Source organism: Arthrobacter sp. Y3223151, assembly GCF_059091125.1.
Window position 1 is genome coordinate 1 of record NZ_JBNHGI010000024.1, and the last position, 10175, is coordinate 10175.

At 70.5% G+C, this 10175-nt stretch carries 9 protein-coding genes; all 9 read left to right on the plus strand.

From position 1 onward, the window contains the following. A partial coding sequence (locus AC5RUP_RS17020; protein ID WP_494158788.1) for an Rne/Rng family ribonuclease occupies positions 1–3356 on the plus strand: 3356 nt, incomplete at its 5' end. 471 nt (positions 3357–3827) lie between these two features. Then, positions 3828–4136 carry a 50S ribosomal protein L21 gene (gene rplU / locus AC5RUP_RS17025; protein ID WP_493977453.1) on the plus strand — a complete coding sequence of 103 codons (309 nt, stop codon included), beginning with the start codon at positions 3828–3830 and terminating at the stop codon, positions 4134–4136. A gap of 55 nt (positions 4137–4191) precedes the next feature. Next, positions 4192–4452 (plus strand): 50S ribosomal protein L27, encoded by a 261-nt coding sequence (gene rpmA / locus AC5RUP_RS17030; protein WP_136785451.1) that lies wholly within the window; start codon positions 4192–4194, stop codon positions 4450–4452. Between the two features lie 125 nt (positions 4453–4577). Next, on the plus strand, positions 4578–6128 hold the full coding sequence (obgE, locus tag AC5RUP_RS17035; RefSeq protein ID WP_494154850.1) for a GTPase ObgE: 1551 nt from the start codon (positions 4578–4580) through the stop codon (positions 6126–6128). Then, positions 6118–7251, plus strand: a complete 1134-nt coding sequence (proB, locus tag AC5RUP_RS17040) for a glutamate 5-kinase (RefSeq protein WP_494014138.1) — start codon at positions 6118–6120, stop codon at positions 7249–7251. Before obgE ends, proB begins: the two co-directional genes overlap by 11 nt. Positions 7252–7333: 82 nt before the next feature. Continuing rightward, positions 7334–8650 (plus strand): glutamate-5-semialdehyde dehydrogenase, encoded by a 1317-nt coding sequence (locus AC5RUP_RS17045; protein ID WP_494154898.1) that lies wholly within the window; start codon positions 7334–7336, stop codon positions 8648–8650. Positions 8651–8773: 123 nt separating this feature from the next. Continuing rightward, a complete protein-coding gene (locus AC5RUP_RS17050) occupies positions 8774–9007 on the plus strand; it encodes a hypothetical protein (protein ID WP_494069155.1) in 234 nt (77 codons plus the stop codon). A gap of 45 nt (positions 9008–9052) precedes the next feature. After that, positions 9053–9697 carry a nicotinate-nucleotide adenylyltransferase gene (gene nadD, locus AC5RUP_RS17055; RefSeq protein ID WP_494001261.1) on the plus strand — a complete coding sequence of 215 codons (645 nt, stop codon included), beginning with the start codon at positions 9053–9055 and terminating at the stop codon, positions 9695–9697. A 34-nt stretch (positions 9698–9731) separates the two neighbouring features. Further along, the coding region (locus AC5RUP_RS17060; protein WP_494158789.1) for a hypothetical protein at positions 9732–10175 on the plus strand (444 nt) is incomplete at its 3' end.

Below are 10175 nucleotides of genomic sequence, written 5' to 3' on the forward strand. Positions count from 1 at the left end.
CCGCGCCGACGGAAGATGCCGCCGCGGCGGAGCCGGGCACAGTACCGGCAGCCGCCGGTGAACCCGGCGCCGACCAGCCGGGCGAAGAAGCGCCGCCCGCCAAGCCCCGCACGCGCCGGCCGCGCAAGACCGCCGCCGACAAGGCTGCCGAAGCCGCCCAGGCCGCCCTGGCCGCCGGGACTGCGGCACAGGAAAGCGTTCCGCAGGACGGCGCCGAGGCGCAGCCCGTCGCCGGACCCGCCGAAGCCGAAGGCGTCCCGGCCGCCGAAGGAGCGGCCGAGCCCGCCGAACAGCCGGCCGGCCAACGCCGCACCGCCGCCACCCGCACCCGCCGCAGCAGCAGCAAGGCCCAGGCCACCGCAGCGGCGGCCGCCGAACTCACCGTCGCCGAGGGTGAAGCCCCGGCCACCGCAGCCGACGGAGACGCCGCCCAAGCCGTCGCCGGACACGCCGCCGCGACGGAAACCGAAGCCGAAAACACGGCAGGGGAGCAGCCCGCAAAGGCGCCCGCCCGCCGTCGTCGTTCCACCGCGGCCGCCGCCGCCCCTGCAGTCGAGGAAACCTCCGCCGCCACGCCGGAGCAGGCCGCCGCCGAAGCGGAGCAGTCCGCCGCCGGGGGAGACCCGGCCGAAGAAATCTCCGCCGAGGCGGGACTTGGGGCCGATCCCTTCACGATCCCCTCCTCGCCGGTATCCCTGCTCTTCCACGCCCCGGACCTGTCCGCCGTCGCCGCCAAGCCCGAACCGGCTGCCGCCGACGAGTCGGACGAGGAAGACGAAGACGGCGGGCGTCGCCGCAGCCGACGCAACCGCCGCGGCCGCACCCGCAACCGCTCAGAGGAGGCCGCCGGCGACGAGGCCGGCAGCACCGAAGAAAGCGATGAGGCCGCCGAAGCCGCTGAGGAGGGTGCTGCGGGCGAGAAGGACGGCGTGACCTCGCGCCGCCGCCGCCGTCGCCGCCGCGGCGATGCCGATCTTGAACTCACCGGCGGTGCCGACGACGACCCGCCCAACACGGTCACCCGGGTCCGGGCGCCGCGGCCGATCACCGAGACCGCCCCCAGCAACAAGGTGGCGTCGGTCAAGGGGTCCACCCGGCTGGAGGCCAAGAAGCAGCGCCGCCGCGAGTCCCGCGAGACGGGCCGCCGCCGCCAGGTCATCACCGAGGCCGAGTTCCTGGCCCGCCGCGAATCCGTCGACCGCCAGATGGTGGTCCGCCAGCGCGACGACAGGATACAGATCGGCGTGCTCGAAGACGGCGTGCTGGCCGAGCACTTCGTGTCCAAGACCCAGCAGGACTCGTTGATCGGCAACGTCTACGTGGGCAAGGTGCAGAACGTGCTGCCCAGCATGGAAGCGGCCTTCATCGACATCGGCCGTGGCCGCAACGCCGTGCTCTACGCCGGCGAGGTCAACTGGGACGCCGCCCACCTCGACGGGCAGCCGCGCCGGATCGAGCTCGCGCTCAAGTCCGGCGACTCGGTCCTGGTGCAGGTCACCAAGGACCCGGTGGGCCACAAGGGCGCCCGCCTGACCAGCCAGATTTCGCTGCCGGGCCGCTTCCTGGTCTACGTCCCCGGCGGCTCCATGACCGGCATTTCCCGGAAACTGCCCGACGTGGAACGCAACCGGCTGAAGAAGATCCTGAAGGAACATGTTCCCGACGGAGCCGGCGTGATCGTCCGCACCGCGGCCGAGGGCGCCAGCGAAGAAGAGCTGATGAACGACATCAACCGGCTGCGCGCGCAGTGGGAGGGCATCGAATCGCGTGCCGGGTCCACCAAGACGCTGGCACCGGAGCTGCTCTACGCCGAGCCGGACCTGACCATCAAGGTGGTCCGCGACGTGTTCAACGAGGACTTCTCCAAGCTGGTCGTCTCCGGCGAAGAAGCCTGGGACACGATCGAGGCCTACGTGACCTATGTGGCCCCCGACCTGGTGGACCGGTTGGAGAAGTGGACGTCGGAGACGGACATTTTCGCCGCCCAGCGGATCGACGAGCAAATCCACAAGGCGCTGGACCGCAAGGTCTTCCTGCCCTCCGGCGGTTCCCTCGTGATTGACCGCACCGAGGCCATGACCGTGGTGGACGTCAACACCGGCAAGTTCACCGGCTCCGGCGGCAACCTGGAAGAGACCGTCACCAAGAACAACCTGGAAGCGGCCGAAGAAGTGGTCCGCCAGCTGCGGCTGCGCGACATCGGCGGCATCATCGTCATCGACTTCATCGACATGGTGCTGGAGTCCAACCGCGACCTGGTGCTGCGCCGCCTGGTCGAATGCCTGGGCCGCGACCGGACCAAGCACCAGGTGGCCGAGGTGACCTCGCTGGGCCTGGTCCAGATGACCCGCAAGCGCATGGGCACCGGGCTGCTGGAAGTCTTCGGCGAGCAGTGCGAGCATTGCGCCGGCCGCGGCGTGATCACCCACGACGAGCCGGTCGAACACCGCCGCCCCGCCGCGGCCACCGAGCACCACCAGGTCCGCATCGAGAAGCGCTCCGAACGGCAGTCGCGCAGCGAGAAGCGCCGCAACCGCGGCCAGGGCGGGCAGGAGACTGCCGCCGAGGCCCCGGCCGCCGTGGTCCAGGAAGACGACGCCGAGCGCCGGGCCAAGGCCGAGGCAGCCCGCGCGGCACTGGCCACCATCGCCGCCGCCGCGCACGCCGCCCACGAGGCGGAAGAGCACCCGGAGACGGCCAAGGCCAAGCAGCACGACGGCGAACAACCCGCCGGCGCCGCCGCTGCCGGCAAGCCCGAAGCCGCTGCGGCCGGTGCGCCCGCGGGAGCGTCGGGCCAGCCCTCCGGACGCAAGCGCAGGTCGCGCCGTGCCGACGATCCCGGCGTCGCTACTGCCGTGCCCGCGGCATCGGCCGGTGAGGGACCCGAAGCCGCCGTGCTGGAGATCAACGGAGAGACAGTGGCCATCCCGCGCGCCGTGCACAGCCCGGCGGCCGCCCCGGAAGAGCCCTCGCTGACCTTGGAGAGCCTCACCGAGGCCTTCAACAAGGTAGCGCCGGTGGAGAAACCGGAGCCGACCGCGGTGGAGGCATCCGTGGCTGCCGAACCGCAGGCCCCGCACGGCGACGCCCCGGCCGCGAAGGCCGCCGAACCGGCCGCTCCGGCACCGGCCGCCGTCCGCAAGCCGCGCCGCCGTCGTGCCGCCAGCAGCCCCCAGGGTGCCGCCGACGCTCCCGTCCAGACGGTTGATGCCGCCCTCCCGGCGGAGAACAACGGCGGCCACCGCCACGCCGCCACGGCCCCGGCCGGGTCCGCGCTGGCCGACACGGCAGCGGACAAGAATGAAGCCGCCGCTCCGGTGGTGCTGGGTGTAGGAGTACCGGCCTCGGAACTGTAGGCACCGTCGCATGCCGGGCAGGCCGCGGACCGCATCGGTTCCGCGGCCTGCCTGCGTCCGGGGCGGCTGTGCCCGGCAGCGGCTGGGCTGGCTGGTTCCCGGCTGCCCGGCCGGCAGGTGGCCGAGGACGCCGTCCCAGCCCATTTCCCGCCGCGGAATCCACGCACGGCGTGTCGCGGCGGCGAAGTGCACGTGCCCGGCCGGCCTGGCCGGTAGTATTGTCAGGTGCGCCCGAGCGGATTGCAGTCCGCCCGTGCCAGGAGAAGATGACGCCAGAGCCCGTCCCGGCACCCCCGGAGCCCGCTGGTTTGCGGCTGATAGCCGTAATAGCGTAATCTAGATCTTCGGTGCGTACGCCTTCGAAGGGTTTCCACCCGCAGGCGCGGATGCACAGTGCTTTCCAGGCCGTCACGTCGTGCCTGCGTATTCGAGCAAAAACTGTAATAAACGTCTAGAGAAGTGAGTTCCCAAGTGGTGTACGCGATTGTCCGCGCCGGCGGCCGCCAAGAAAAGGTTTCCGTTGGAGACCTCGTGACCCTTGACCGCGTCCCCGGCGAGGCCGGTAGCACCATCGAGCTGCCTGCTCTGCTCCTGGTCGACGGCGACAAGGTCACCTCTGCTGCCGATGCTTTGGCCAACGTCAAGGTCACCGCCGAGATCGTCGAAAATCTCCGCGGCCCGAAGATCGTTATCCAGAAGTACAAGAACAAGACCGGCTACAAGAAGCGCCAGGGCTACCGTTCTGCACTGACCAAGGTCAAGGTCACCGACATCGCGTAAGCGGTCGGCTGACTTATAGTAAACGTTCCTTCAGAAACAAAGGTAGGCAAATCAGATGGCACATAAGAAGGGTGCGAGCTCCACTCGCAATGGTCGCGATTCCAACGCACAGCGCCTTGGCGTGAAGCGCTTCGGTGGCCAGGTAGTTTCCGCCGGCGAGATCATCGTCCGCCAGCGCGGCACGCACTTCCACCCCGGCGCCAACGTAGGCCGTGGCGGCGACGACACGCTGTTCGCCCTCGAGGCCGGTGCCGTTGAGTTCGGTACCCGCCGCGGACGCCGCGTCGTGAACATCGTTGCTGCCGCTGCGGAGTAATCCAAGCAGCTAACAGCTTTCCAGTGAGGCGGGCCGTCGGTCCGCCTCACTGGTGTTTTAACCAGACTAGAATCACTGGTGGGCCGTTTCGGTTCGCGCCCACCGGCACAGAGGAGATCGATCACGTGGCAACATTTGTTGACCGGGTAGTCCTGCATGTATCCGGCGGATCCGGTGGCCACGGTTGCGTCTCCGTCAAGCGCGAAAAGTTCAAGCCGCTGGGCGGGCCCGACGGCGGCAACGGCGGCAACGGCGGCGATGTGATCCTTCGCGTGGACCCCCAGACCACCACGCTGCTGGACTACCACCACGCCCCGCACCGGCACGCCACCAACGGCGGCCCGGGGATGGGGGACTGGCGCGGCGGCAAGAACGGCGCCACGCTGGTGCTGCCCGTCCCCGACGGCACCGTGGTCAAGACCAAGAACGGTGACGTTCTCGCCGACCTCGTGGGCGAGGGCGCCGAGTTCGTTGCCGCCGCCGGGGGCCAGGGCGGGCTGGGCAACGCCGCGCTGGCATCGGCCAAGCGCAAGGCACCCGGATTCGCCCTGCTGGGCATTCCGGGCGACGAGCGGGACATCGTCCTTGAGCTGAAGTCCATCGCCGATGTGGCGCTGGTCGGCTTCCCGTCCGCGGGCAAATCGAGCCTGATCGCGGCCATGTCCGCCGCCCGGCCCAAGATCGCCGAGTACCCGTTCACGACGCTGGTGCCGAACCTGGGCGTGGTCCAAGCGGGCGATATCCGTTTCACCATCGCCGACGTGCCGGGCCTGATCGAGGGCGCCAGCGAAGGCAAGGGACTGGGCCACAACTTCCTGCGCCACGTGGAGCGTTGCGCCGCGCTGGTGCATGTGCTGGACTGCGCGGCGCTGGAAGCCGACCGCAACCCCCTGGCCGACCTCGAGATCATCGAGCGGGAACTGGAACAGTACACCGTGGACATGAGCTACGCCGGCGCCGACGGCGACGTGGTCCCGCTGAACCAGCGGCCCAAGCTGGTGGCGCTGAACAAGGTGGACGTGCCCGACGGCCGCGACATGGCCGAATTTGTGCGCCCCGAACTGGAAAAGCGCGGCTACCAGGTGTTCGAAGTCTCCGCCGCCACCCATGAGGGCCTGCGCCAGCTCGGCTTTGCAATGGCCGGGATCGTCGCCGCCGCGCGCGCCGAAGCGAAGGCCGCCCCGCCGAAGGTGGCCCCCGCCGTCCTGCGCCCGCGCTCCGTGAACGAGCGGGGCTTCATCATCCGGCGCGAGGAAAAGAACCTGGAACCGCTGTTCCGGGTGCTCGGTGACAAGCCGGAGCGCTGGGTCAAGCAGACCGACTTCAACAACGACGAAGCCGTGGGCTACCTCTCCGACCGGCTGGCCAAGCTGGGCGTCGAGGACCAGCTGTTCAAGTCCGGCGCCCGCCCGGGCGACACGGTGGTTATCGGCGAAGACGACGCCGTGGTCTTCGACTGGGAGCCCACCATGGCCGCCGGCGCCGAGCTGCTGTCCTCCCCCCGCGGCACCGACCTGCGCCTGATGGAGTACATCCGGCCCACCCGCGAAGAGAAGCGCGAGCAGTACCAGGAGCGGAAGGAAGCCAGGGCCGCCACCCGCGCCGAGCTCGAGGCCGAACGCAAGTCCGGCGCCTGGACCGCAGAGGAAGACAGTGACGACGACGATGCGCGCTGAGCCGGCCACGGCGGCCGACCGGACCCTGCTGGCCACGGCCGGACGTCTGGTGGTCAAGGTCGGCTCGTCGTCGCTGACTTCGGTGGCGGGGGGCATCTCCGAGGAGGCCCTGCTGTCCCTGGTGCAGGTGCTGGCCGCCCGCCGGAACGCCGGCAGCGAAGTCATCCTGGTGTCCTCGGGTGCCATCTCCGCCGGACTGGCCCCGCTGGGCCTGGCCCGCCGGCCGCGGGACCTGGCCACCCAGCAGGCCGCCGCCAGCGTGGGACAGGGCCTGCTGATGGCCCGCTACACCCAGGCCTTCGGCGCCCGCGGCATTACCGTCAGCCAGGTGCTCCTGACCGCCGAGGACCTGATGCGGCGCCAGCACTACGCCAACGCCTACCGGGCGCTGCACAGGCTGCTGCACCTCGGCGTCGTCCCCGTGGTTAACGAGAACGACACCGTGGCCACGCACGAAATCCGCTTCGGCGACAACGACCGGCTGGCCGCCCTGGTGGCCCACCTGGTCAAGGCCGACGCGCTGGTGCTGCTCTCGGACGTGGACGCGCTCTACGACGGCCCGCCCAAGGACGGCGCGCGGCGGATCCCGCTGGTGGCCCGGCCCCAGGACCTGGACGGCGTCAACATCGGCCGCACCGGCGCCGCCGGCGTGGGCACCGGCGGCATGGTGACCAAGGTGGAGGCCGCCGGGATCGCCGCCGGCTCGGGCATCCCGGCCCTGGTCACCTCCACGCCGAACGCGGCGCGGGCTTTGGCCGGCGAGGACGTGGGAACCTGGTTCGCGGCCAGCGGCACCCGCCGGCCCCCGCGGCTGCTCTGGCTGGCGCATCTGGCCTCCGTGCAGGGCAGGCTGGTGCTGGACGACGGCGCCGTGCAGGCCGTGCGCGAGAAGCACCGGTCGCTGCTGCCGGCCGGCGTCGTCTCGGTCAAGGGCGACTTCGAACCGGGGGATCCGGTGGAGCTGGCCGACGGCGACGGCCGCGTGGTCGCCCGCGGCCTGGTCAACTTCTCCTCCTACGAGCTCCCGCGCATGCTGGGCCGCTCCACCCGGGAGCTCGCCGCCTCGCTCGGCCGCCAGTACGAGCGCGAGGTCATCCACGTGGACGACCTCGTCCTGCTCTGAAGCACCGCGTCGGCCCGCGGCGGAGGCGTAACGTGACCTCCGTCGTCGTGCTGTGCCGCGCCCACGGGCTAAAATCGAGGGTATGACCCAGACAGCCTCTTCCCAGTCCCCGGCCGACGAGCTCCAGGACGGCCGGAAACCGGACGCCGCCGCCGCCGTCGAGGCGATTGCCGGACGGTCCCGGACCGCCGCGCGCCGCATGGCCCGCGCCAACCGGGCCTGGAAGGACAAGGCGCTGCGGGAGATCGCCGACTCGCTGATCGCCCGGCGGGACCTGGTGCTGCAGGCCAACCGCCAGGATCTGGACGAGGGCAAGTCGAACGGCACCAGTGCCGCACTGCTGGACCGGCTGTCCCTGGACACCAAGCGCATCGACGGACTGGCCGCTGCCCTGCAGAACCTGGCCGCGCTGCCGGACCCGGTGGGCACCGTCATGCGCGGGCAGACCCTGCCGAACGGGTTGCGGCTGCGCCAGGTCCACGTCCCCATGGGCGTGGTCGCCGCCATTTACGAGGCGCGCCCGAACGTCACCGTCGACATTGCCGGCCTGGCCCTCAAGAGCGGCAACGCCGTGATCCTGCGCGGCGGCAGCGCGGCCCGGCACACGAACGTGGCGCTGCTGGGCATCATCCGCGACGCGCTGGACCGGGTGGGCCTGCCCTCCGACGCGGTGCAGAGCGTGGACGACTACGGCCGCGACGGCGCCACCGCGCTGATGCAGGCGCGCGGCCTCGTGGACGTCCTGATTCCGCGCGGCGGCCGCGAGCTGATCCAGTCCGTGGTGAACAACGCGAAGGTGCCGGTGATCGAGACCGGTGAGGGCAACGTCCACATCTACCTGGACGAATCGGCCGGCACGGAGATGGCCGTGGACATCCTGCTCAACGCCAAGACCCAGCGGCCGTCGGTCTGCAACACCGTTGAGACCCTGTTGGTGCACCGCGACGCGGCCGCCTCGGCCGACGTCCTCGCGGCGCTGGCCGGTGCCGGCGTGCGGCTGCATGTGGACGAGCGGGTGGCCGGCATCCTGCCGTCCGGCGTCGAGGCCCAGACCGCCACCGACGAGGACTGGGGCCGCGAGTACATGGACCTGGACCTGGCGGTGGCAATGGTGGATTCCGTGGACGATGCGGTCAAGCACATCCGCACCTGGACGACCGGCCATACCGAGGCCATCATCACCAACGACCTGCGCAACGCCGAGAAGTTCATCGCCGAGATCGATTCGGCGGCGGTGATCGTCAACGCCTCCACCCGGTTCACCGACGGCGGCGAGCTGGGCCTGGGCGCGGAGGTCGGCATTTCCACGCAGAAGATGCACGCCCGCGGGCCGATGGGGCTGCGCGAACTCACCACCACCAAGTGGATCGTCCAGGGCGACGGCCAGGTCCGCGACTAGGCATGTGCCGGCCGGCCTGTCCCGGCCGAATCACGGTTCCGCGCCCGGAACGCGTACCATGAGTAGGAAGCCATATCCCGTCCGCCTGCGTGCGGCCGGGCTGAAGAACCGCAAGGGAGAATCATGCTGTCTCAGGTCCTCGACGCCGCACTCGTGGCCAGCGAAGCCGCCCACGTCGAACTACCGGTCCCCGCCTGGGCGATCGGCGCCGGTATCATGGCCGCCTTCCTGATCATGATGTTCGCCACCATCGCGTTCACCAGCGTCGGGCAGCGCCACTCGGCGGTCGAGGAGACCGTGGACCCGCACCGCCAGCATCCGAACAAGCACGATCACGGCCAGGCCTCGCGCCGCTAGCCATTCGTGTCCGCGCTGCCCGTCAAAGCCCTCAACGCCGGAGACCTGCACCTCACTTACCCGGGGCGCAAGCTCCGGCTGGGCGTCATGGGCGGAACGTTTGACCCAATCCACCACGGGCACCTCGTGGCGGCCAGCGAGGTAGCGTCGGTCTTCGGCCTGGACGAGGTGGTCTTCGTGCCCACCGGCCAGCCTTGGCAGAAGAGCGGACGCGAGGTCAGCCCGGCCGAACACCGCTACCTGATGACCGTGATCGCCACCGCATCGAATCCGCAGTTCACGGTCAGCCGGGTGGACATCGAACGGCCGGGACTGACCTACACCATTGACACGCTGCGGGACCTGCGCGCGAGGCGTCCCGACGCGGAACTGTTCTTCATCACCGGAGCGGACGCGCTGGCGCAGATCATGTCCTGGAAGGACATCGACGAGCTGTGGTCGCTGGCGCACTTCGTCGGCGTGACCCGGCCGGGCCACGAGCTGCACGACCTGGGCCGCAAGGACGTGAGCCTGCTGGAAGTTCCGGCGATGGCCATTTCCTCCACGGACTGCCGGGAGCGCGTGGCCGAGAACCAGCCGGTCTGGTACCTGGTGCCGGACGGCGTAGTACAGTACATAGCCAAGTATGGTCTCTACCGGCGCGCGCCGGACGGCGCCGTCGCCCTGAGCCAACTGCAACCAAGCCAATGAAATCAGTCGTTTACTTCTGGGTGATCAGCAAAGCATGAGCAATCAATCCCAGCCGCCGCCCAGCCGCCGGGACATCCGGCGGCAGCGCGACGGCGCCGGTACGGGTCCGGAGAATGCCTCCGGGAACGTCTCCCAGGCACCGGATGCCCAGGCAGCGGCCCCAGTCGACGGCGGGGGAGAAGTTGCCCAGGCGTCCGGCGACAGTCGGACGGAGTCCCGCGAACGCCAGGGCGAGCGGTCTTCGCAGACCCGTGCCCGCGAACGTGAGGCCCGCCGTGCGCTCAAGACCCTGACAGCGGCGCTGCCCAAGATCCCGGCCCCCGAGCAGGAACAGATTCCCACCCGGCGCCAGCTGCGCCAACAGCAGCTGGAGCGCGAGAACCGGCTCCCCGCGTCCGGCGCCGCTCCGACCGAGGACCGGCCCGGGAGCTCCGACGGCCCGGCCGCCCCGGCGGGCAGCCGCGCGCGCACGTCGGGC